Here is a 22,000-nt window from a genome sequence, read left to right as displayed (position 1 = left end):
CCCGGCACGACCAGCACGGGGTCCGCTACGTCCGCTGGATGGTCAGCTGCGCGAGCGCGGCAGGCAGTCCTTCTTGTACTTGAGGCCTGAGCCGCACCAGCAGGCGTCGTTGCGCTCCGGCGGCCACGGGATGTGCGCGTCGGGATGGGCCGACCGCTCCCGCGCGTACCGCTCCCGGATGCCCGCATCGCCGGGCACGCCGCTGTTCCGGCTGGCGAAACCGTTGAGCCCGTCCACCGACCCGGTGAGCACGCTCAACCCGCCCCGGCCCGCGTTGGCCAGCCGGACCAACTGCTTCTCCAGCCGGGCCCGATGCTCGTCCCAGTCCGGCCCGTACACCTCGGCCAGCTCGGGGTGCTCGGCGAGCAGGCGGTCGAACTCGGCCCGGGGGAAGAAGATCAGGTCCGGCTCGCTGGCCTGGCGCTGCTCCGCCCGGCGGACGAGCTGAGCCTCCACCCGGTCGGCCAGATCGTCGTGCCGGTCGTGCGGCAGGTTGAGGTTGCGGCGTACCCGGTGCCGCTGTTGCAGCAGGAAGAAGAGGACCCCGGGCGCCTCCGGCGGGCCGACCTCCACCGCCGGTTCCGCGGCCGCCCCGGCCCGCTCCGGCGCCTCGGCGGCCGTGGCGCGCTCGCCGAGCAGGGTGTCGACCGCCTCGCTCAGCCACTCGTCGGCGGTCGCCGAGCGACCACCGGCGTCCAGCGCCGCGCTGACGTACGAGGGGGCCTCGGGCTGCTCGGTCAGCAGCGGGCGCAGCGCGGCGAGCTCCGCCATCGCCTCGTCCTCCCGGCCGCCGGTCCGGAACATGATCCGGGCCCGCAGCGCCCGGGCGAAGCCGGCCCGGACATCGTCCGTGCTCGGGTACGCCGCCACGGCCCGGTCCGCGTACCGGAGCGCGGCGTCCAGCCTCGCCCGGACCTCGGCGATCTCGGCGGCCAGGGCCAGCGCGTCCCCGGCGTCGTCCGGGTCCGCCAGCCGCCCCTGCTCCACCGCGTCGGCCAGGTCGGCGGCGACGCCGAGCGGGTTCGCCGTCCCGAGCGCGGTACGGCGTAGTTCGGCGAGGTCAGCGCTGGTGATCACGTCTTTCGGCACGATCTCACGGTACGTCGGCGCGCACCCCGAGCGCGGGCTGATCACCTGTAACGCCCATCTCACGCCACCCGGCAGGTGTCACGGGCAGCGGGAGATGTGCACGTCTTCCGGCGAGAGTCACGGGTAGCGGGAGGTGTGGCGGAACAGGCCGAGCCGGTTCAGCCCGACCAACGCCAGCGCGATCCCGGCGAGGAGCACCAGCCACTGCTCGACCAGCGGGTAGAGCCGCACCACCCAGCCCTGGCTGAGATAGACCGGGTCGGCGCAGGAGATCTCCGCCGACCCGGAGAACCACGGATCGACCCGGCGGCCGTCGACCTGCGGACCGCGGTTGGGCCAGGACGGCACGTCCACCGTCCGGGCCTCGCCCCGATCGGGGGTGATGGTGCACGGGTGCTGGCCGCCGCGTACGGCGCTGGTCAGATAGGCGGGGGCGGCGCCGTTCCAGGTGTGCCCGGCGTCGACGGCGACGGCGCGGGCGTAACCCATGAGGCCCAGACACAGCGCGGCGAGCACGCAACCGAGCGCCACGAGCACCCGCCCCAGCCGGCGATCCGTCCGCTTCGACAGGGCTCTCATCGGGGCGGATCCTCGGGCCGTTCCGACTCGTCCGGCGCCGGCGGCTCGTCGTCCGCACCGGCGTCCGCGTCCTGGTCGAGGTCGCCGGTGAGTTGCTGGTCGTCGGCCAACGCCGCCGCCGAAGCGGCAAGATCATCGAGGTCGAGCCGCTCCGCGTCCGTCCGGGCCCGGCTGAAGTACTCCTGGTAGTCGGTCACGGCGAGCAGCCCCCGCGGGCTGACGCTGCCGTCGAGCAGCTGCTGCCCGATCTCCCGGCCGATCGGGTCGGGGCCGGCCAGCATCGCCTCGTAGATCATCTGCCGCCGGCGGGACTCGTCGCGCAGCACCGCACCGTACGGGGTGCGGTCGACCGCGGCGAGCACGTCGTCCGGACGGGCGGGCGGGACCTCGTTCACGCTGGACATCCTCCCCGATGATGCGGTCACTTCGGCAGACCGTCGGGCGGCGGCGCCAGGACGGGAAGCTGATCCGTGCCCGCGGCCAGACCGAAATCGCCGACAGCCGAGGTGAACGCGCTGGTGAGCGAGTCGGCCCGGCCCACCAGATCCAACGCCTCCTTGAAGAGGTCCCACATCTTGTAGCCCTCGTAGATGGCCGCCGCCCCGAAGACCACCCCACCGACGATGGTCTCCGAGGTCGCCGCGGCGGTGCTGGCCGCCGCCACGAAGATCATCGCGGCATCGACCAGGTCGGAGAGCAGGGAACCGAGCACCTTGCCGATCTCGAACATGGCCTCCGCGGTCTTGCGGTACTCGGCCGCCAACGCGACGAGCGGCACGGCCGCCTCGTCGAGCTTGCGCGCCGAGTTGACCAGGTGGGCCTGGAACGCCGTGGCCGCCTTGCCCTGCCAGTACTGCTCGCTGCCGAGCGCGGCCCAGCGCACATTCACCGCCATGCCGCCCAGGGCCGAGGCCACGTTGTCGAACACGTCGGCGCAGCCCCGCACACCGGTCCAGTCGCCGGCGATCGGCTTGATGAGGCTCTCGTACGGGTCGTAGGCGCGGTCGCAGATGCCCAGCTTGGCGGCGAGCCACGTGGCGCCCCAGAGCGCGTCGCGGGTCAGCGAGGTAGGGCTGGCGATGTCCCACAACTGCGGCTCGAACTGGAACGCGTCATCCTTGCCGTAGTCAGGTATCGCCCGGAAGCTCTCCCGAGGCTCGGCCCGGTCGGCGAAGCCCGCCGCCGACCCGGTGGATCGGTAGAAGCTCGCGAACTGCGACCGGTCGACCTGACCACCACCGCGGAAGGCGCGATCGAACTGCTCCGCCGCCGCCCCGTCGGTGCGCTCGTAGTAGTCGAGCGACTGCCGTAGCGACGACCCGGTCCGGCTGGCCGTGAACTTGGCGACGTCCTCGACGAAGCCACGGACGTCGGACACGGCCCGCTCGTGCTTGCCGCTGATCCGGTTGATGAAGCCCGGCCCGTACTCCAGCGCGGTGTTCGTGTCGATGTAGCCCAAGCCGGCCCGGGCGTCGTCGCCGAGCCGGTCGAACACCGTCGGCAGGCCACGCAACGCGGCCACATCGACGTCAAAACCCATGAGAAACGCCCCCGTGTACGCCGACCGGCGCCTCCCCGGCCGGTCATCGCACCGCACATCCTCCTACAGAGGACGCCCGCGATGGGGGCACGATGTGAAGGTGTTTCCACCCTGGGTCACGGTCAGCCCGTGTGCTCCGCCACGAGCTGCCCGTCGACGTACGCGCGGTACTGCTGCGGCCGGAAGCCCGCGAACATCAGCTTGCGCTCCTTCTCGATGAGCACGTCGTGCCGCTCCTGCACGCCCACCGTGAACTGGTACCGCTTGACCAGTTCGACCGACAGGACGCGTAGTTCCCGGTGCACCGGCTGGCCGTCGACGGTGATCGACAGCCCACCCCAGACCTTGTCGAACGAGAAGGTCACCTGGTGCCGCTCCTCGACACCGACGTCGAAGCTGAACTTCACCGGGGGAGTCCTTCGCCCTCGGCGCCGGGTAGGCCGGCGGTGCGGGTGCGCTCGCGCCGGACGACACCGGTCAGGTCACTCATGTCGCATCTCCCCGATGATCCGCTTGATCACGTCCCTCGATTCTGCCTCACCGCAGCCGCATCCACGCCCTCCGCACCGCTCGTGCCGCAGCTCGCTCCGACGGTGGGCAGCCGTCACGGAGTCGGCGTCGGGGTCGGGGTCGCGGCGCCGATCACGCCGCCGAAGAAGACCAGCACGGTGAGCGCGATCATCGGCCCGACGAAGAGGTAGCCGAGGATCAGCCCAGTGACGGCCATGCCCCGTCCGGATTTGGTGCCATGTCGGGTCTCGTGCAGGCCGACATGTCCGAGGATGACGGCGAGGACACACGGGAGCCCGAACAGGCACCACCCGCCGAGCACGCCGAGGATGCCGAGCACCATCGATGCGGTGGCGGTGCCGGAGGACGGCGGGGCCTGCACCACCACCTGCGGCAGCGCCGGGTGGTAGCCGAAGGGCGGATAGGGACTGGCGGGGACGGCCGAGATCGGCGGCTGCGGGCGGGTCGGGTCGTATCCGGGCTGGTAGGACACCGTTCATTCCTCAGGTCGACGTGGCAGGTCGGTAGTCAGTTGGCGTGCGAGCGGTTGGCGGGCTCAAGTCGGGCGAGCAGGGCGCTCACCTCGGTGTGCAGGCGCTGCAGCTCCGCCGCCGTCGGGGCGAGTTCGTAGCAGTGGTGGTGCGCGGCGGCCGAAAGTGTGGACCAGGCGAACGCCACCCGGCGGGCGGTTTCCCCGCCGGGGCCGAGCCGGCTGCGCAGCATCAGCTGCTTGGCGCGGCCCTGCCGGCAGGCGGCAACGCTCGGCTTGACCCGCCGCCAGTAGGCGTCGATGCCGCCTTCGAGGGCGAGTCGGATCAGGCAGGCGCAGGCCCGGGGCCACCATCCGGCGGTGACCGCGGCGGCGCCGAGGACACCGGCGCCGCGCAGCAGCTGGTCGGCCGCCGCCAGGCACCGTTCGGGCGTCGGGGCGGTCACGACAGGGCCGCCGTCAGGAGGCGAGCGTCGGCGACCAGCCCGGGCAGGTCCGCAAGATAGGCGCCGTGTACGCCTTCCCGGCAGGCCTTGTACGCGTTGACGGACCGCGGACCGTGCCGGCGGCTCAGCCAGCCGAGCACGTCGCCGCCCCGGTTGGCGTCGTCGAAGGCGGCGAGGGCGACGATGGTGGCGACGCGCCGGGAGGCGTCCTCGATGGCCTTCTCGACGTCGGCGTGCGGCACACCCCGCCCCACCCGCGTCCGCCAGATGACCCGGTGGCAGGCGGCTTCCACCGCCGAGCGGCACAGCTCCGCCACCACCGGTCCGCGAACCTCAGCGGTGATTTCGTCGTTGCGCGCCAGCGCGTACGCGTCGTCCAGGTAGCGGGTCACCGGGTCGGAGCCGGGTCGCAGCGTCACCACCGACCGTTCCGCCCGGGTCACCTCGATGATCCGAGCCTTGCCCAGGTCGAGCCGGCCGATCGCGTCCGGCAGCCGGGTGTCGTGGGTGAAGACCACCACCTGCCGCTGCTCGGCCAACTCGGCGAGGACGCGGGCGAGCCCGTCCACCTTCGCCGGGTCCATGCTCTGCACCGGGTCGTCCACGACGATGAACCGGAACGGGCTCTCCGGCGCGCAGCCGCGCGGCAGGAACGTCGCCAGACCCAGGGCGTGCATCTCGCCCTGGCTCATCACCCCGAGCGCGGTGCCGTTGTCGGCGCCGTCCACGCTGACCGGGAACGCCACCCGCCGGCGGGTGTTGCTGCCCTCCAGGGTCATCGCGCCCAACTCGACGTTGCTCTCCTGCCGTAGCTGCGCCCAGATCCGCTGGGAGTGCTCCGCGAACGGCGCCACCCGCTCGTTGCGCAGCTCCGCCGCCGTGTTCTTCAGCCAGGTCCGCGCCGCCTTCAACCGGGCCAACGTCGCCTCCCGCTCCGGCAGCCGGCCGGCGGCGTCGGCAAAGGCCCGCAGCTCGGCTGCCGCCGACCGCCAACCGGTGTCACGCTGCCGCAGGTACGCCTCGGCGTACGCACGGGCCGCCCGTGCCGCGTCCACCACCGCCGGGTAGCGGGCGGTGAGGTGCGCGGCCAACTCCGCAGGCTCACCGGGTACGGCCCGCAGCGCGCTCACCGCCGCGAACAGCGCGGTCACCTCGTCCTGCTGGCTGGTCACCAGCTCCCGTGTCGCGTTACTCGGCGCCGCGTCCGCGTTGCCCGAGGTGGCCAGGTCGCCGGCGTCGGGGATCGCCAGGTCGTCGACCAGGTGGTGGGCCTGCCGTAGCAGCGCGGTCAGCCGGTTGCCCGCCGCCTGGGCGGCGAGGCTGCGATCCCGCAGCTCGTTCAGCGACGCGGCAGCGGTCAGCCGCCAGCTGCCGTCGAGCACGCCGGTGGCGCAGACCGGGCAGGGCCGGTCGCCGGCGTCCTCGTGCTGCTCGATGGCCAGTCGCAGCAGCTCCGCGCTGCGCAGCGCGGCCCGCGACCGCCCGCCGTCGTGCCGCCGCGCCTCGTCGGCGGCCTCGGTCAGCTGGGCGGCCAGCCGCGCCACCTGCGCGGGTTCCGGCAGGGTCAGCTCTATCAGCCGTCGGCACAGCAGCAACGGCCCGTCGGCGGTGTCGTCGGCCGGCTCGTCGAGGATCGCGGTCAGCGCTGCCACGTCCGTCGCGCCCCGCTTGGTCAGCAGTGCGGCGGCCCGCCGGGCCCGATCGTCGTTCACCTCACCCAGGCCGGCGGCGAGCGCCGCGCGCTGTGCGCGTACCTCCTTGATGGCCGCGTCGACGGGCCGGGCGGCGGCCATCAGCCGCTGGTCAGCCTCGGTGATCGCCTCCAGGCCGAGGATCGCGGAGATCGCGTCGAAGAGTTGGCTCTGCGTGCCCGCGCTGAGCCGACCCAGCTCGGCGGCGGTGAGGAACGGCCGGTACAACTCCAGCGGACGAGCCAGCCCCAACTCGGCCAGGTCGACGTGCCGCCCCCGGTCGCTGGTAACGGTGACCTCCGCGTCGGCCAGCCCGGCCCCGAGCGGCCACGACCGGGTCACCGTCACCGGCTTCGCCACACCGTCGATCCGCAGCTTCGCCACAATCCAGCACGGATCCGGGGTGTGCAGGTTGCGCCAACCGGTACGCCAGACGCTGTTGCGGTCGGCCCAGCGGGCGCTGTCGCCGGTCAACGCCAGCTCCACCGCCTCGGCGAAGCTGGACTTGCCGGAGCCGTTGCGGCCGACGACCAGGGTGATGCCCGGCCCGGGCCCGATCTCCAGGGTGCGTTCCGGGCCAACGCCGCGGAACCCGGCGACGGTGATAGCGGAGAGCCAGATCTGCGCCGGCGGCTCGGCGGCGGCCGGCGCAACCATGCTCAGGTCAGTCTTGTTGCCGGCGAGGGTCGCGGCCAGGTCAGCGTCGCCGCCGAGGGCGGCGAGGACCAGCTCGGTGGTGTCAGTGGGCACGGTGTCGTCGTCGGCGAGCCGGTTGAAGATCAGCTCGACTAGGGGGTCGGTGCGGTTCATCAGTGCCTCCGCGGACGCGTTGGGGAGTGAGTGTGGATGGGCAGGGGACGGTTCGCGGTGGAGCGCCGTGGCGGGGTTGCGCGGTCAGGCCGCCAGCGCGTGCCAGTCGCGCAGGAACGCCTCGACCAGGTCGTGCGCCCGCTGGCGCACGTCGAAGGGCTCCTCGACGCGGCGGCGCGCCATGCGGGCCAGGCTGTCGGCGGCCTCGTTGAGGGCGTGATGGGCGTGCGCCTTCACGTGCGTGAACGTCAGGTCGGATCGCCCGGCGACCAGCTCGGCGAGCCGCACCAGGGTGGGCTTCAATCCGGAGTGCCGGGGCCGCAGGTCGTAGCCGGCCGGCATCGCCCCGGTATCGCCCCGCTGCCAGCGGTGCAGGTACGCCAGCGCCGGCATGCAGTCCACCAGCACGGTCATGCCTACCGGTGGCGTGTCGTACGCGGTGAGCAGGAACTCCACCGCCCGCAGCTCGCTGACCAGCACCCGGGAGCAGCCGGTCGGGTCCACGCGACCCGGACGCCGGCTACGCAGGCCGTACCGTCCGTCGCTGGCGACGTACCCGATCCCGCCAGCGCGCCCCTTCCAACTGGCGTCAGTGGCGCCGATCAGCGGCCCGGACGCCGCCGCCCAGCGGCGGACCTGACCACGGCCCGGCGCGTGCTCGGGCCGGCAGGCGAGGTCGTGCCGTTCGGCGAGCTGCTCAGCGGTGTCGAGCAGCTGCGCTGCCTCGATGAATTCGTCGTAGAGCGCGGCCGTCAACGCCAGCCGAACGGCGTCGCCGGCGGTCGTGCAGGGCTCGCAGTTTCGCGGCTTGACGTATGCGCGCAGGGCGAGGGCGCGGTTGTGCAGGGGAGCGGGGAGCAACTCCAGGGCGCGAAGGAACTCGTCGGGGCGCATTGCCTCTCCTTCAGAGCTCGGAGACGTCGGTGACGACGGCGGTGAGCTTGTCGCCGGAGCGGCGGGTGCTCGCCATCTCCTCCTGCTGCACGGAAGCCGCGTCGCCGGTCACCTCGAAGGTGTTGATGATCGGGTCCTCGGCGCCCTTGACCTGGTAGGTCACCTCGTACGTCGTGGACGGATCGAGGTCGCCGTCTCCCGTGTACGTCACGTCGATCCGGTAGGTGACGTTGCATCCCGCGCTGCCGAAGCACTGCTTGCGGAGAGTCTTCACCTTCAACGTGAAGTCGCTCTTCGCGGGCGTGTCATAGAGGGGGAGGGGTGCAGGTGGAGTGGTCGCCGGGGCAGCCGCAGCGGTCGTCGGCGTCGAGGTCGTGGCCGACGCGGTGGGGGCGGTTGACGCGGCCGCCTTGCCGGGCTCGGCTGTGTCTCCGTCGCCGGTCGTGGCGAGCAGCACGCCGCAGCCGCCGAAGCAGAGCAGCAGCACCAGGACTGCCCCACCGACGATCCATCCGGTCAGGCGCCTCTTGGGGGCAGCGGGCTGGTGGGTCTCCGACGTGCCGGTCTGAACATCTACCGGCGGCGGGAACTCGGGCTGGGTCATGGGTATCTCCTCGGCTGAGAGTGCGCAGGGGAACAGGCCCGGCGAGCCGGGTGATGCGGTGCGTGGGTGTGCCTGGGGGAGCGAGGGCGACCCGCGTCAGGCGGACGGGATCGTGACGACCTCGACGTCGACGCCGTCGATGCGCAGGGTCTTCATCGCCTGGTAGAGCGCGACCTGTGCGAAGGTGAAGAGCGTCTTGACGGTGAGCGTCCGGCCGGACTTGAGAGCGATGGCGTAGACGACCTTGCGCGGCCTGAAGTCGTCGGGAAGCTTGGGCGCGTCGGGCTGCTGGCGCACCAGATCGAGGAACGTGGTTCGGGCATCGGCCTGGTAGCGAAGGGCCTCGGCGGAGGTGATGCCCTGGGCGAAGAGGTGGCTCAGCGGGGAGCTGCCCGAGGCGCGCTTGACGTGGATCAGCTCACCGTTGGGGCCGAGCAGGTCACACGCCTCGATGCCGCGCGGGTGCTGCGCCGTGCGGAGGAGCTTCTTGTCCAGCAGGACGAGCCGGGAATCACCATCGGCGGCCCGACGGTTGTAGGCGCCCTCGTCCGGCAGATCGCTCGTCCACGCCGGTAGGACGATGTCGGACGGCCGGTCCAGGATCTGGGCGATCTCCTGGCGAAGGAACTCGCGGTGCCGGTCGCCGATCACGTACCACCGGTCCTCGTGCAGCAGCAGGTGGCTGCTGCCGATCGCCACCTCCGCGGTGAGCCAGCGGGAGACCGGGGTGCAGGTCATCGCCTCGGTGCCGCCGACGTCGGCGCAGAGGGTGAGGTGTCCGGTGCGGAGCCCGGTCCACCGGTCACCGTCGAGCGCGCCGTTGGTGTGCGCGAGGATCGCGGGCAGGTCCAGCTCCGCGGTGAGGGTCGCCGCGCGGCCAGACTTCGGTACGGAGATCCGGTACGACGCGACGTGGTCGATGTCGCCGACGAGGTCGCCGGGCACGGCCACTCCCAAGTTCTTCGGATCGGTCAGCGCCAGCCGCTGATCGAGCCTGTCGGCAAGCTCCGGCAGGCGAGGGTCGTTTGGCGGCACCGGGCGGATCTGCGTGATGAACTCCAAGTCGGCCAGGGGCGACTCCTGCCGGCACACCCGGTCGATCTCGCGCAGGTCGGCCAGGAGCCCGTTGGGCTCGACACTGAGGGGCAGGTGCAGGGCCTCGCCGCCGTCGACCTTCACCGGCTTGCCGGTGCGGCGGCACGCGGTCAGGTTCGGGTTGTCCGTGCGGCCACACACCTGGCCGACGATCTCCCCCCACTTGTCGATGCCGTACTTCCAGATGGGCTGGCCGCCCGGGACCAGATTCCGGTCCACGCGTCCGCTCGCACCGACCATCCGCCGGCGAACCTGGCGGATCTCGCTCGGCAGCAGGGCGCGGACGGCGAACGACACCCCGAAAATGGGGTCGATCTTCTCCCGGACGACCATGAAGCGGCCGAGGTTGCCGTACGCGAGAACGTACGCGCGCTCGTCGACGGCGAGGAGCAGCGCGCCACCGCCGTTGCTGTAGCCCAGGTCGACGTCCCGGCCGACGAGCCCAGCCAGCACGTCGCACCACTCGGCCCGTGCGCGCGGCACGGACCCGTGCACCAGGACCGCCGGCACGCCGGCGACCTCGATGGCGCTGGGCTCGAAGCCGTGCTCCCGGAGGTAGTTCTCGTTGAGCGCGGCCCTCAGCCCCTCCGCCGTTGGGGGCACGTCGAGCCGGTAGACCGTGGTCGGGTAGGTGTCCGGCGGGGCGGGCGGCAGCGGGCACTCGAAAAGCGCGAGCTGGGGGGAGACGGGGCGCCGACGGTCCTTGCGGACCGAGGCGCGGACGGTTCTGGCACGGGGGGTCATCGCACTGTGCATCTCGAACTCCTCGCGTAGAGATTCGTGTTGCCGGTTGTGCGGGGTGAGGGTGCGTGGGGGCGGGCTTCGCGGGTCCCGCCCCCAACGCGGGGGGTCAGCTCAGTGCGACGGTGACGCCACCGGAGAACGGCGAGTCGTGCAGCTCGAGCTTGGCGAGCTTGACCTTCTTCGGGATGTCGAAGACCACGACGCCGGTGACCTGGTTTCCGGGGTTGATGTCGTTGAGGAACGTCTCGGCGTTCTTGTTGGCGTAGATGGCCGCGCCGGTGTCGGAGGAGTACTCGGTGCCGTCGGCCGCGTACGCCTTCTGGCTGCTGCCGTCGAACATCTGCGCCTCCTTGCCGATGTTCTTCACGTTGACCGTGACCAGGCAGAACTGGCCCTGGGCCTTCTCGCCGACCAGGTCGCTGCCGACCTTGGCGACGCCGCACTTGGACGACTTGACCGTGAATTCGAACTTCCCGTCCCGGGCCGGCTGGCCGATCTTGGCGGTCTTCGCCGCCTTCTCCTCGCCCTTGGCTCCGCCCGCGTCGTTGCTGGAGCTGCTCGCGTTGTCGGTCGAGCCAGCGCCGCAGCCGAGGGCGACGACGGCGGTGGCGAGCAGGGCGAACGTGGTGATCTTGCGCATGGTTTCTCCTGAACTGGGGCGTGGCGGCGTCACGGGGTGCCGCAGGGGGATGAAGGGTGATCGCGCCGCAACCAGCGCGGCGAAAGCAACGACAGTAAAACACTGAGTGAAAACACTGTCAAACACGATGTTGCCATCAATCGTGCGTTGCCCTAGGGTTGCGGTGATCAGTTGTCAACGAGGAGCAGACATGCCACAGGTCACCGCCGCGGAGATCTCCCGCATGGCCGGCGTCAGCCGAGCGACCGTCAGCAACTGGCGCCGCCGCCACGCCGACTTCCCGTCGCCCTCCGGCGGGACCGAGACGAGCCCGGCGTACGACCTGGACGCGGTCCGTTCCTGGCTCAGTGCGCGAGGTCAGCTGCCGGCCGAAACGCCTGCGGAGGATCTGCGCGCGGTCCTGCGTGAACGCCCAGACAAGGCGGAGCCGACACGCCTGTTACCGCTGGTGCTCGCCGCGCACCGGCTCGACCCCGCGAACGTCGACAGGGTCCTGGACCTGCCAGACAGGGATCTGATTCGGCGCGCCATCGACCTCGTGGACGATGCGGTGACGTACGGCGGCGACGACGCCCCGGTCCTGCGGGCGCTGCTGCGATGCGTGCGCGCAGATGGGGCGCTGGTCGCCGCCGACATCGTCGGCGAGCGGGGCACCGACGATTCGACGACGACCGGCACGTACCGGACGCCGGCCGAGGTGGCGGATCTCATGGCCGATCTGCTGCCCGGTCCCGACGGGCGCTTTCCCTCCGACGTGTACGACCCGGCCTGCGGTGTCGGCGGGCTGCTTGCCGCAGCTGCCAGGCATGGGGCTCGACGGCTGTACGGGCAGGATCTGCTGCCAGCTCAGGCGGCGCAGGCCGCGACGCGGCTCGGTCTGCAACACGGCAACGTGAGCGCTGACATCCGCGGTGGAGACAGCCTGCGCGACGACGCTTTCCCGGACCTGGGTGTCGGCGCAGTGCTGTGTAACCCCCCATACGGCAACCGCGACTGGGGTCAGGAAATCCTCGCGTACGACCCGCGCTGGGTCTACGGCCTGCCACCGAAGGGTGAGCCCGAGCTGGCCTGGGTCCAACACTGTCTCGCCCACCTCGCACCCGGGGGTCGGGCGGTCCTGCTGATGCCACCCGCTGCCGCTGAACGTGCCTCCGGTCGCCGCATCCGAGCCGAGCTGGTGAAGAGCGGGGCATTCCGAGCGGCCGTCGCGCTACCGGCCGGCGCCGCACCACCCCCGCACATCGGCCTGAACATGTGGGTCCTGACGCGTCCCGATGACGGAGCTCAGGCGCCACCCGACACCGTGCTCTTCGTCGACGCTGCCGGGCCAGGCCGGCAGGGCTGGGAGTCCGTCCGCGAGGCCGTGCTCGGTGCCTGGTCGGCGCAGGACGAAGGGGTCTTCGAGGCCGTCCCGTCCGTGGCGCGGGCGGTGCCGGTCGTTGACCTGCTCGCCGGGCCGACCGACCTCACTCCGGCCCGGCACGTTCAGTCGGTGACGGTGGCCGTCCGACCCGCGGACCACCTGCGGCAGGTACAGCGGGGGCGCGCCGAGCTGCGACGCGCGGCGGACGCGCTGATCGACGTCACGGAGCGGGGCGAACGGTGGACCGCCTCCGGCAAACAGCCCCAGACCTGGCGCACGACTGCTGTCGCGGACCTGCTCCGGGGCGGAGCGCTGACATTGCTGCGCGCTGTTCCCACTGGTCGCGCCGCCACCGTCGACTCGGATGTCGAGGTCCGCCCGGGGGATGTCATCCTGCCCGAGTTGTTCGCCCGGCCCTACCGCGCCCGCGTCGCCGATGCCGCAGACGAGGGCCGACCACTTGGTCGGCAACACCTTCTCCTTCGACCCGACCCACTGCGCCTGGATGCGTGGTTCCTCACGGGGTTCCTCAGCGCGGAGGAGAACGTCAACGCGGCCGCCACCGGGAGCACCATCGTGCGGGTCGACGTCCGCCGGTTGCAGGTGCCGGTCATGGCGCTGCCCGACCAGCAACGATACGGGCGGGCGTTCCGCCAGGTGCAGGAGTTGCGCGGCACGGCCGACATGGTGAGCCGACTCGCCGAGGAGGCTGCGGACGCCCTCGGCAGCGGCCTGACCGGCGGAGCGCTGCTTCCACCGGACGAGGAGCAGCCGTGACCGATCTTGCGCTGTCACCATTCGCGGTGACGCCGCTACCGTAAGACCCCCGCCGGATTGAGTTTGCTGGGACCAAGGACGCTCGCGCGTCCGACGAGTAGTGAAAGCGAGCTGTACACGTGAGTACCCATCAGAGCCTGGCCGGCTTCATCTGGTCAGTCGCCGACCTGCTGCGCGGTGACTACAAGCAGTCGGAGTACGGCAAGGCGATCCTTCCGCTGACCGTGCTGCGTCGCCTGGACTGCGTCATGGCGCCGACCCGCAAGTCGGTGTGGGACCGCGACGCCTCGCTGACGCTCACCAACAAAGACCAGTTGCTCCGGCTCGCGGCCGGTCTGCCGTTCTACAACACGTCGAAGCAGAGCTTCGAGACCATCGGGGCGTCCGCCCCGGACGTGGCGAAGAACCTCACCGACTACATCAACGGCTTCTCGCCGAACGCCCGGGAGATCATCGACAAGTACGACTTCCACACGCAGATCGCGCGCCTGCAGTCGGCCAAGCTCCTCTATCCGGTGGTGCAGAAGTTCCGCGACATCGACCTCAGCCCGGAGCGGGTCGACAACCACCAGATGGGCTACGTCTTCGAGGAGCTGATCCGGCGCTTCTCCGAAATCTCGAACGAGACCGCCGGCGAGCACTTCACCCCGCGCGAGGTCATCAAGCTCATGGTGAACCTGCTCATCGGCCCGGACAGCGGGCACCTCACCGGGGCTCCCGTGATCAACGTCCTCGATCCGGCCTGCGGTACCGGCGGAATGCTCTCGGCGGCGGAGGAGGTCATCACCTCGCTCAACCCGAACGCGACGGTGCGCCTCTTCGGTCAGGAGCTCAATCCCGAGTCGTACGCCATCTGCCGCTCCGACATGATGCTCAAGGGCCAGGACCCGTCGAACATCCACCTGGGCAACTCGTTCAGCGACGACGGCCACGAGGGCCGACGGTTCGACTACCTGCTGGCCAACCCGCCCTTCGGGGTGGAGTGGAAGAAGGTGGAGCCCGAGGTCAAGGAGGAGGCCAAGCTCGGCCACGCGGGCCGATTCGGCGCCGGCCTGCCCCGCATCAACGACGGCTCGTTCCTCTTCCTCCAGCACATGATCTCCAAGATGGAGTCGCCGGAGAAGGGCGGCTCCCGCATCGCCATCGTCTTCAACGGCTCGCCGCTGTTCACGGGCGCCGCGGAGTCCGGCGAGTCGAACATCCGCCGCTGGATCCTGGAGAACGACCTGCTCGAGGGCATCGTCGGCCTGCCCGACCAGCTCTTCTACAACACCGGCATCTCCACGTACTTCTGGATCCTCTCCAATCGGAAGGCCGAGAACCTCAAGCGCAAGGTGATCCTGCTCGACGCCCGGGACCAGTGGGTCAAGATGCGCAAGAGCCTTGGTGACAAACGCAAGATGATCTCCGAGGAGCAGATCGCGTACATCACCCGGCTCTACGGCCAGACCCTCACGATCGCGGCGGACGAGACACACCCCGACCACGGCAAGGTCAAGGTCTTTCAGACCACGGACTTCGGCTACCAGCGAATCACCGTGGAGCGGCCGCTCAAGCTCCGCTTCGAGATCACCGAGGAGACCCTCGCTGCGCTCGCGGAGAGCAAGGCCCTGTCCCGGTACGCGCACCGCGATGAGCTTATCGGAGCCTTCAAGCCGCTGCTCGGCACGGTGTGGCGGACCAAGGCCGATGCCAAGGACGCGCTCCACGCGGCAGCGGTGGCCGGTGGCGCTCTGTGGCCGTCTGGCGCCGCCGCGAAGGCCATGATGGACAGCGTTTCCGTCAGCAACCCCATCGGTGAGGTGCAGAAGGTCAAGGGTGAGGTCGTCCCAGACCCAGACCTGCGTGACTACGAGAACGTGCCGCTGACCGAGGACATCCACGAGTACTTCGAGCGCGAGGTGCGGCCGCACGTCCCCGACGCGTGGATCGATGAGAGCAAGACCAAGATTGGGTACGAGGTCGCGTTCACCCGCCACTTCTACGTATACAAGCCGCCAAGGCCGCTCGCCGAAATCGACGCCGGCCTTCGCGAACTCGAAGCCCAGATTCAGATGCTCCTCCGCGAGGTGACGCAATGACCCTCACTCGGCTGCGGCACGTCTGCCGGGTGAATCCGGCAACACCCGAGTTCGTCCGGCTCTCAGACGAAGCTTCGGTCACTTTCCTTCCAATGGAGGCCGTGTGGCCCGGTGAGCGCCTTGACTTGTCGCAGCGACGCGCGAAAGCGCAGGTCGCGACTGGCTACACCCGTTTCCAGTCAGGCGATGTTTTAGTTCCGAAGATCACACCCACCTTCGAGGCGGCCCGTTCAATATTGACCCCTGACCTCGATACAGGGGTTGGCGCTGGGACGACCGAGCTGCATGTGCTTCGACCTGGTGGTCAAATTGATGCTCGCTACCTGTGCTACGTCGCGAATTCCGTCCCCTTCTTGCGCTTGGGTGAGGCGGAGATGTATGGAGTTGCGGGGCAGAAGCGCGTGCCCGATACGTTCATTCGTAATTTCGAAGTCGACCTTCCCGCGCTCTCGGAGCAGCGGCGGATCGCCGACTTCCTCGATGCCGAGACCGCCCGCATCGACGAGCTATGCAGACTCACCTATTCCCAAGTAAATCTGCTTGACGAACGACTAACATGCCTCATGCGGCACCTTACCGTAGGCGGATCGGAGGCCATGCGGCCCACGGGAATCCCGTGGATGCCCCTCATGGCGACCTCTTGGCGGCTGGGCAAGGTGGCACAGCTGTTCCGAACGGGTAGCGGCACGACTCCGACAGCAAGCAATCCTCACTATTTCGATGGCGAATTGCCATGGGTGAACAGCGCGGACGTGCGCGACGCCCGAATTTCCCATACAGTACGCTCGATAACTTCACTCGCAGTGAAGGACTTTCCCTCGCTCAAGCGGCAGCCTATTGGGGCAATGGTAATTGCAATGTACGGGCAAGGCCAAACCAAAGGCAGGGTTGGCCTTCTTGGCGTGAAAGCATTCCTCAATCAGGCGTGCTGTGCGCTCACTCCATTAGGTGACCTCCTGCCCGAATTTGCCTTTTTCTGGTTTCGTGCATACAAGGAAGGCATTGTATCGTTGGCGCTAGGAGCCGGTCAGCCCAACCTGTCGCAAGATCTGATCCGAGAAATTCGGATTCCAGTTCCCGATTTAACTACCCAGCGGGATGTGGTATCGAGACTAAAGGTGGCCGAGCGACAAATTTCAGCTCAAAGGCGAGTTCTGCTTCATCGCAACAGCCTATTGGCTGAGCGGCGGCAGGCGTTGATTACGGCGGCCGTGACCGGGCAGTTCGATCTCACGACAGCGGGCAGCGTGGGTGCGGAATAAGCACTTGAGGAGTCGCAAACGGTCACTTGGTTGGTAGGCGATAGACACTCTCCGGAGGACTCCTATGTCAGCACCTCTCCAGGAAAACCGACAGCTCGATATCATCCAAGCGTCCCTGCTTCGCGACTTCGAGCCATTCCTGGACACAAGCGCATTCACCCACCCCGATCCTGCCCAACGAGTCGCTAACGTGGCTTCGCGCGCGCTCGCTGGCGCGGTCGTGCGAGACAGACTGGGCTGCGCCACCGAGCGTGCCGCCACCATGGTCACTGACGGTGGTCAGGACTTCGGCATCGACGCGCTGGCGATCAGCGATGGTGCGCCCCGCGTATGGCTGATCCAGTCAAAGTGGAGCAGCAAGGGAGCTGCCCGCTTCGGGGAGGTCGACGTCATGACGATGGCGGACGGCTTACACCGGATCGACCAGCGGAACTTCGACCGCTTCAACGCGAGATTGCTGACCCATCGGGCGCAACTGGAGGCGATTTGGCAGGACAAACACCTCCGGGTGACCCTTGTTCTCGTCCTGATGCGGCGCGATCCGCTGCATGACAACGTCATCACGCGGCTGGACGAGGTGCGGGACAGGTTCAATACCCTAGGGAATTACCTGGACTATGAGGTGCTCTACGTACCGGACATCTGGGAGATGATTAGGCGCGGTGGGGAGCCCGCCTCCATTGACATCTCAATCAGGCTGGACCGCTGGTTCGACATCAGCACCCCGATGCGTGCCGTCAACGGCATCGTCGATGCGGCCCAAGTCGCGGAATGGTATTCCCAGCACGGCGATAGCCTCTTCCAACGGAACATCCGGGAGTCCCTCGGGGTCACACAGGTAAACGCCGACATTCAACGGACCCTCGTCGAGGAGCCCCACACCTTCTGGTACCGCAACAATGGCCTCACCATGCTGTGCGACACAATCAAGGTCACGCCGCTCAGCCGTATCGAGCCGTACGGGCCTGCCACGGTGGACGTCCGTGGCGCGAGCATCATCAACGGTGCCCAGACGGTCGCGGCGATTGCCTCGGCCATGCGCGCGGACAGTGCCGCGGCAGGCCGAGCGGCAGTTGGCATCCGGATCATTGAGAGCGACCACCCGGAGGTCAGCGACGAGATTACGAGAGCCACCAACACGCAGAACCGTGTTGAACTACGCGACTTCGTCGCGCTGAAATCTGAACAGGTGGCGATCCGCGAGGACTTCCGCCTGACGTTGGGACTGACCTACGCGATTCGACGCAGTGAATTGGAACCGTCGCCTGAGAGCGGATGCACGGTGCGTGAGGCGGCTCTCGCCCTTGCTTGCACGCTCACCACACCGGATTTGATCGCCCGAGTGCGCCAGAACGAGGACCTGCTGTGGGAGGACGGCCCATCCGGTGCCTACCGTAGGCTGTTCAAGGGACAGCCGCCGGCTCTGCAGATCTGGCGCTCGGTGCTCTTCGTTCGAGAGGTCCGGGACTCACTCCACAAGATTTCTGGCGAACTGGAGGGCCGGGCAGCAGCCATCGCGACCCAGTCGATGCTCGTCGTCGCTCACATAGCGTTCACGCAACTCGGGCGAGACGGCGTCGATGATCCCGATGTGGACTGGGATGCCGTGTTGCATGAAGTCCATGGTTTGACGTTCCGGGTCGTCCAATGGCTGATCTCCGAGGTCGACCAGCGGTATGGAAAGAACTCGTTCATCACCGGGACCTTCGCCTCGGTTGATCGGGTGAGGTCGCTCGTCGGTGGTGTACGCGACGCGCTCGACGCGGGCCAGGACGCCCCTGAACTGGAGCCGGAGTATCAGCCCATTCCCCGGCAACGGCGTCCGCGCCGCCGCAATACGGTGGCGCTGCTCGTGGACGCCGGCCGGATCAAGGATGGTTCGCGGCTCACTTTCCGTCCGCGGACTAGGCCGGAACGAGCGGCGTTAACCCCCTGGCTGGCTGGGGACTCGCGGCGTGGCGTGGCGACATGGGTTAACAACAGAACTAAGCCGCTTGTGTGGTCGGTCGACGGCAAGGGGTATTCCCCGTCCGGTCTGGTGATGAAGATGTACGACTTGGCCGAGTGGGACGGCGCGCCGGTAGCGGTTCAAGGCCCTAGCCGTTGGCACCTCGGTGAGGAAGGCAGTCTCTTGCGGATGGCCAGCGAGGTAAGAGCCGAGTCCCCTGTCGAGGACGATGAGGATTCAGTTGTCGACGTAGATGTCGATGCGCTTTTGGACGCCGTCGATGACGAGCTGAAGAATGGGGGGCAGGCGTGAGCTCTTTTGTTTACAAGGAGCAGACGTTCGAGGAGACGATCGAGGCCGAACTCCTCGCGGGCGGCTGGCACCGAGGGCTGTCGAACGGCTACCGGCCTGACCTCGGCCTCGACACCGGCGAGCTGGACACCTTCATTGGGGCGACCCAGAAGAAGGAGTTCGACCGGCTGATCACTGCCTACGGCGACCTGGCCACCGCCCAGCGCGAGTTCGCGAAGCGCGTCGCGGCCGAGATCGACAAGCGGGGCGCGCTCGACGTGCTCCGCAATGGGGTCAAGGACCGGGGCGTCACCATCCAGCTCTGCTACTTCCGGCCCGGCCACACCCTCGCGGTCGGCGCGCTCGACGAGTACCAGGCGAACAGACTCACCGTGGTCCGTCAGTTGCGCTACTCGGCGAAGACGGCCGACGAGCTGGACCTGGGCTTGTTCGTCAACGGCATCCCGATCGCCACGGCGGAGTTGAAGAACACGCTGACCGGGCAGGACGTCGAGGACGCGAAGCGCCAATACCGGAAGGATCGCGACCCGAAGGAGCTGATCTTCGCGCGGCGTAGCCTCGTGCACTTCGCCGTCGACCCGCACCTGGTGTTCCTGACGACGCGGTTGGCCGGCGATCGGACGCGGTTCCTGCCCTTCAACGTCGGCTCGAACGGACCTGGCGTGTCCGGCGGCGCGGGCAACCCTCCCGCGCCCGCCGACGGCTACCAGACCTCCTACCTCTGGCGACAGGTCTGGCAGCGGGACAACGTCCTCGAACTACTGCAACGGTTCGTGCACGTCGAGGTGCCGAAGAAGGGCAAGCCCGACCCCCACGCCAGCCCGATGATCTTTCCGCGCTACCACCAGTGGCACGCGGTGCGGCGGATGGTCGACCACGCCTCCCACCACGGCGCGGGCCACAACTACTTGATCGAGCACTCGGCCGGCTCTGGCAAGTCGAACACCATCGCCTGGCTGGCGCACCGGCTGTCCAACCTGCACGACGCGGACAACCAACCGGTCTTCGAGAAGGCCATCGTCATCACCGACCGGGTCGTGCTGGACCGGCAGTTGCAGGACACGATCTACCAGTTCGACCACGTGGCCGGAGTCGTCAAGAAGATCGACGAGGACAGCCAGCAGCTCGCCGACGCCCTCACCGGCTCGACCGCCCGAGTGATCATTACGACGCTGCAGAAGTTCCCGTTCGTGCTCGACAAGGTCGCCAAGCTGGGCGAGCGCCGGTACGCGGTCATCATCGACGAGGCGCACTCGTCGCAGTCGGGGGAGTCGGCGAACGCGTTGAAGAAGGCGCTCGGCCGGCTCGGCTCGGACGACATCGACGCCGACGGCGACCTGCTGACCGCCTCCGCCCTGGCACGGGGCAGGCACGCCAACCTTTCCTACTTCGCCTTCACCGCGACACCGAAGCAGAAGACGCTCGAACTGTTCGGCACTCGCAACCCCGAGACCGGCCAGATGGAGCCGTTTCACGTCTACTCGATGCGCCAGGCGGTCGAGGAGGGCTTCATCCTCGACGTGCTGCGCAACTACATCACCTACGAGGCGCGGTGGCGGTTGGCCAACGCGGCGGTTGAGGCCACGGAGACCGCCGACCCCGAGGTCGACCCGAAGAAGGCCAAGGCCAAACTGGTACGGGCGGCCGAACTGCACCCCGAGTCGCAGGACCAGCGGGCACAGATCGTCATCGAGCACTTCCGCACCGAGGTCAGCGACCGCATCGGCGGCCGGGCCAAGGCGATGGTGGTGACCCGCTCCCGTGAGCACGCGCTGCGGCTCTACCAGGCAATGCGCAAGTACCTCGACAAGCGTGGCATCACCGACTGCGCGCCGATCGTGGCGTTCTCCGGCACGCTCACCCTCGACGGAATCGACTACACGGAGCCGAAGCTCAACGGCTTCTCCGAGGCCGCGCTGCCGGACGCGTTCGCGTACACGAAGGTCGGCGATCCTCAGGCCGCGGCCCGCAACCAGACCGAGTACCGGATCCTCGTCGTCGCCGAGAAGTATCAGACGGGCTTCGACCAGCCGCTGCTCGCGGCGATGTACGTCGACAAGCCGCTCGCCGGCGTGGCAGCCGTGCAGACCCTCTCCCGCCTGAACCGCACGCACCCGGACAAGACGCAGGACGACGTCTTCGTGCTCGACTTCGCCAACAAGGCCGAAGACATCCAGAAGGCGTTCAAGCCGTACTTCGAGACCACCATCACCGAGCCGACCGACCCTAATCTGCTCTACGACAAGCAGCGCGAGGTGATGGATTATCAACTGCTGGTCGAGTCGGAGATGGATGCCTTCGCCGAGGCCCTGCTTGCCGCCGAGCAGTCCTCGACGACCGACGGGCAACTGGAGAAGGCGCACGCGGCGCTCTACCGGTTCCTTGAGCCGGCGGTCGACCGGTTCACCGAACTCGCGAAGGACGACCGGGACCGCGCCGAGGAGTTTCGCTCGTCGGTGAGCGACTACGTTCGGGCGTACGGCTTTCTGGCCCAGGTCGTCGGATACGCCGACCCGGACCTGGAGCGGCTCTACCTCTACAGCCGGTTCCTGCTCCGGCGGCTGCCTCGCGAGCCCGGTCCGGGCGTGGACATTGGCGAGGCGACGCTGAGCCACCTGCGGATCCGCAAGCTCGGTGAGGAGGACCTGTCGCTGCAACCTTCCGGCGCGCACCTCATCCCCGGCTTCTCGCCCGACGGCGGAGCCGCCCGTCAGGTTGAGGAGAAGCCGCTCAGCGAGGTGATTGAGGAGCTCAACGAGCGCTTCGGCTACGACCTCAGCTCGTCCGACCAAGTCCTGCTCGTACAGCAGATCATCTCACTGGCCGAGGACGAGAAGATGCAACAGGTCGCGCTCAACAACGACATCGAAAGGTTCGGTCAGGTCGCTGACCCGGAGCTGGACAACATCGTGGCCCGCAACCACGATCGCAACACCGCGTTCGTCGGGCGGTACTTCGACAACCCGGAGTTCCAGGCCGCCGTCAAGGCGGAGGCCCGGCGCCGGGCGTACGGCCTGATCCTGAGCCCGTCTCGCGCCGAAGCCCTGCGCAAGCTCCGCAGTCAGGTCTCCGGCGCGAACGAGAAGCGTGAGACAGTGACCACCGGCGAGTGACGATCCGGGGGA

17 protein-coding genes are annotated in these 22,000 nt (G+C 68.8%); 5 read left to right on the top strand and 12 right to left on the bottom strand.

The features are described 5' to 3' along the window. Nucleotides 1-42: 42 nt before the first annotated feature. The 12 genes from AB0C04_RS16945 to AB0C04_RS16890 all read right to left on the bottom strand — a co-directional run bounded on the left by AB0C04_RS16945 (nt 43) and on the right by AB0C04_RS16890 (nt 11,132). Entirely contained in the window at nt 43-1,089 is a 1,047-nt protein-coding gene (locus AB0C04_RS16945; protein WP_357054856.1) for an SEC-C domain-containing protein, read from the bottom strand. Between the two features lie 117 nt (nt 1,090-1,206). Next, the gene (locus AB0C04_RS16940) at nt 1,207-1,668 is read right to left on the bottom strand and encodes a hypothetical protein (protein WP_357054853.1); all 462 of its coding nucleotides are present in this window, start codon (nt 1,666-1,668) and stop codon (nt 1,207-1,209) included. Then, a complete protein-coding gene (locus AB0C04_RS16935) occupies nt 1,665-2,072 on the bottom strand; it encodes a hypothetical protein (protein WP_357054850.1) in 408 nt (135 codons plus the stop codon). The genes AB0C04_RS16940 and AB0C04_RS16935 overlap by 4 nt, the downstream gene beginning before the upstream one ends. A gap of 17 nt (nt 2,073-2,089) precedes the next feature. Next, the gene (locus tag AB0C04_RS16930) at nt 2,090-3,208 is read right to left on the bottom strand and encodes a hypothetical protein (RefSeq protein ID WP_357054847.1); all 1,119 of its coding nucleotides are present in this window, start codon (nt 3,206-3,208) and stop codon (nt 2,090-2,092) included. 122 nt (nt 3,209-3,330) lie between these two features. Further along, on the bottom strand, nt 3,331-3,615 hold the full coding sequence (locus tag AB0C04_RS16925; RefSeq protein ID WP_357054843.1) for a hypothetical protein: 285 nt from the start codon (nt 3,613-3,615) through the stop codon (nt 3,331-3,333). A gap of 197 nt (nt 3,616-3,812) precedes the next feature. Further along, entirely contained in the window at nt 3,813-4,211 is a 399-nt protein-coding gene (locus tag AB0C04_RS16920) for a DUF4190 domain-containing protein (protein WP_357054840.1), read from the bottom strand. A gap of 35 nt (nt 4,212-4,246) precedes the next feature. Beyond that, on the bottom strand, nt 4,247-4,654 hold the full coding sequence (locus AB0C04_RS16915; protein ID WP_357054837.1) for a hypothetical protein: 408 nt from the start codon (nt 4,652-4,654) through the stop codon (nt 4,247-4,249). Continuing rightward, a complete protein-coding gene (locus AB0C04_RS16910) occupies nt 4,651-7,155 on the bottom strand; it encodes an AAA family ATPase (protein ID WP_357054834.1) in 2,505 nt (834 codons plus the stop codon). Before AB0C04_RS16910 ends, AB0C04_RS16915 begins: the two co-directional genes overlap by 4 nt. An 84-nt stretch (nt 7,156-7,239) precedes the next feature. Next, nucleotides 7,240-8,049 (bottom strand): RNase H family protein, encoded by an 810-nt coding sequence (locus AB0C04_RS16905; protein WP_357054831.1) that lies wholly within the window; start codon nt 8,047-8,049, stop codon nt 7,240-7,242. Between the two features lie 10 nt (nt 8,050-8,059). Further along, nucleotides 8,060-8,653: a hypothetical protein gene (locus AB0C04_RS16900; RefSeq protein ID WP_357054828.1), complete on the bottom strand. Its 594-nt coding sequence runs from the start codon at nt 8,651-8,653 to the stop codon at nt 8,060-8,062. Between the two features lie 96 nt (nt 8,654-8,749). Then, entirely contained in the window at nt 8,750-10,504 is a 1,755-nt protein-coding gene (locus tag AB0C04_RS16895; RefSeq protein WP_357054825.1) for a DUF6119 family protein, read from the bottom strand. A gap of 94 nt (nt 10,505-10,598) precedes the next feature. Beyond that, nucleotides 10,599-11,132: a DUF4352 domain-containing protein gene (locus AB0C04_RS16890; RefSeq protein ID WP_357054822.1), complete on the bottom strand. Its 534-nt coding sequence runs from the start codon at nt 11,130-11,132 to the stop codon at nt 10,599-10,601. A 190-nt stretch (nt 11,133-11,322) separates the two neighbouring features. Here AB0C04_RS16890 and AB0C04_RS16885 point away from each other — a divergent pair, with 190 nt between their 5' ends. From AB0C04_RS16885 to AB0C04_RS16865, 5 genes are all read left to right on the top strand, one after another. Next, nucleotides 11,323-13,272, top strand: coding sequence for an N-6 DNA methylase (locus AB0C04_RS16885; RefSeq protein ID WP_357054819.1), 1,950 nt, complete (start codon nt 11,323-11,325; stop codon nt 13,270-13,272). Nucleotides 13,273-13,391: 119 nt separating this feature from the next. Then, on the top strand, nt 13,392-15,353 hold the full coding sequence (locus tag AB0C04_RS16880) for a class I SAM-dependent DNA methyltransferase (protein WP_357054816.1): 1,962 nt from the start codon (nt 13,392-13,394) through the stop codon (nt 15,351-15,353). Then, entirely contained in the window at nt 15,350-16,615 is a 1,266-nt protein-coding gene (locus AB0C04_RS16875; RefSeq protein WP_357054812.1) for a restriction endonuclease subunit S, read from the top strand. Before AB0C04_RS16880 ends, AB0C04_RS16875 begins: the two co-directional genes overlap by 4 nt. 64 nt (nt 16,616-16,679) lie before the next feature. Continuing rightward, nucleotides 16,680-18,875 carry an AIPR family protein gene (locus AB0C04_RS16870; RefSeq protein WP_357054809.1) on the top strand — a complete coding sequence of 732 codons (2,196 nt, stop codon included), beginning with the start codon at nt 16,680-16,682 and terminating at the stop codon, nt 18,873-18,875. Next, nucleotides 18,872-21,988, top strand: a complete 3,117-nt coding sequence (locus AB0C04_RS16865; protein WP_357054806.1) for a DEAD/DEAH box helicase family protein — start codon at nt 18,872-18,874, stop codon at nt 21,986-21,988. Before AB0C04_RS16870 ends, AB0C04_RS16865 begins: the two co-directional genes overlap by 4 nt. Nucleotides 21,989-22,000 lie beyond the last annotated feature (12 nt).

Origin of the sequence: Micromonospora sp. NPDC048909 (genome assembly GCF_040649635.1) — a bacterium.
Lineage (GTDB): Bacteria > Actinomycetota > Actinomycetes > Mycobacteriales > Micromonosporaceae > Micromonospora.
Note: the sequence above shows the minus strand (reverse complement) of the source record. Positions and strands in the feature narration are given on the sequence as shown.

Coding starts and splice junctions, on each gene's coding strand:
- AB0C04_RS16940 (WP_357054853.1), bottom strand. CDS start 1,668: ATGAGAGCCCTGTCGAAGCGGACGGATCGCCGGCTGGGGCGGGTGCTC.
- AB0C04_RS16935 (WP_357054850.1), bottom strand. CDS start 2,072: ATGTCCAGCGTGAACGAGGTCCCGCCCGCCCGTCCGGACGACGTGCTC.
- AB0C04_RS16930 (WP_357054847.1), bottom strand. CDS start 3,208: ATGGGTTTTGACGTCGATGTGGCCGCGTTGCGTGGCCTGCCGACGGTG.
- AB0C04_RS16910 (WP_357054834.1), bottom strand. CDS start 7,155: ATGAACCGCACCGACCCCCTAGTCGAGCTGATCTTCAACCGGCTCGCC.
- AB0C04_RS16905 (WP_357054831.1), bottom strand. CDS start 8,049: ATGCGCCCCGACGAGTTCCTTCGCGCCCTGGAGTTGCTCCCCGCTCCC.
- AB0C04_RS16900 (WP_357054828.1), bottom strand. CDS start 8,653: ATGACCCAGCCCGAGTTCCCGCCGCCGGTAGATGTTCAGACCGGCACG.
- AB0C04_RS16895 (WP_357054825.1), bottom strand. CDS start 10,504: ATGCACAGTGCGATGACCCCCCGTGCCAGAACCGTCCGCGCCTCGGTC.
- AB0C04_RS16890 (WP_357054822.1), bottom strand. CDS start 11,132: ATGCGCAAGATCACCACGTTCGCCCTGCTCGCCACCGCCGTCGTCGCC.
- AB0C04_RS16885 (WP_357054819.1), top strand. CDS start 11,323: ATGCCACAGGTCACCGCCGCGGAGATCTCCCGCATGGCCGGCGTCAGC.
- AB0C04_RS16875 (WP_357054812.1), top strand. CDS start 15,350: ATGACCCTCACTCGGCTGCGGCACGTCTGCCGGGTGAATCCGGCAACA.
- AB0C04_RS16870 (WP_357054809.1), top strand. CDS start 16,680: ATGTCAGCACCTCTCCAGGAAAACCGACAGCTCGATATCATCCAAGCG.